This is a genomic window from Kitasatospora sp. MY 5-36, assembly GCF_001182915.1.
GTDB lineage: Bacteria > Actinomycetota > Actinomycetes > Streptomycetales > Streptomycetaceae > Kitasatospora.
The window spans coordinates 1-270 of record NZ_LFVW01001421.1 but is presented as its reverse complement, the minus strand read 5'-3'; the positions used below and the strand labels follow the sequence as shown (position 1 = coordinate 270).

Annotated in this window: 1 protein-coding gene; it reads right to left on the bottom strand. The window is 79.3% G+C overall.

Annotated features, from left to right (window positions below):
• On the bottom strand, positions 1 to 225 hold a 225-nt coding region (locus AE652_RS42750), incomplete at its 3' end, for a hypothetical protein (RefSeq protein ID WP_234348746.1).
• Positions 226 to 270: the final 45 nt, after the last annotated feature.

Below are 270 nucleotides of genomic sequence, written 5' to 3'. Positions count from 1 at the left end.
GGGAACGTCCGGGTCGGCCGCGACCTGGCGCAGCGCCAGCGTCATCCGGTCGACGAGGCCGCGGGCGGTGCGCTCGTCGAACAGGTCGGGCCGGTAGTCCAGCCGGATCTCGGTGTCGTCGGCCGGCGTGACGACGACGGTCAGCGGGTAATGGGCGGCCTCCTCGCCGCCGCCGGCCGCCACCCGCACCCCGGCGGGGCCGCGCCGGGAGACCCAGGCGGGCATCGGCGGCGGCTTCGACGTCCCGTCGGCGGGCGCGGGCGGCTCCGG